This is a genomic window from Leifsonia sp. SIMBA_070, from assembly GCF_046534635.1.
Lineage (GTDB): Bacteria > Actinomycetota > Actinomycetes > Actinomycetales > Microbacteriaceae > Leifsonia.
Map to the genome: position 1 here is coordinate 1 of NZ_JAWRYK010000412.1, position 264 is coordinate 264.

Sequence of the window (264 nt, forward strand, 5' to 3'; positions counted from 1 at the left end):
CCGGCATTCAAGCCGAGGAAATTCTCGTCGACATCCATGAAGATGGCGTCCAGAAGTACCAGTTCTATCTGTTGGCGGCCGGGGTAGAGGGAGATCCATCAAAACCGCACACCGCCATTCAATTGTTGTTCGGCGCGGAACCTGACGCGGTGAATTCCGCCTCCGTGACGACGTCACCAGTGAACGAGGAACAGGCCGTCCAGGCGTGGGATACGGTCCTGAACAGCTTCCGCTATCGTGGTGCCGCGAAGTAAGGAGGACATG

General features: G+C 57.6%; 1 protein-coding gene. It reads left to right on the plus strand.

Annotated elements, in window-relative coordinates; all coding sequences use genetic code 11:
• Positions 1–254 (plus strand): T6SS immunity protein Tli4 family protein (locus tag SB754_RS20885; RefSeq protein WP_410784265.1); only part of this gene is annotated, 254 nt, incomplete at its 5' end.
• Positions 255–264: the final 10 nt, after the last annotated feature.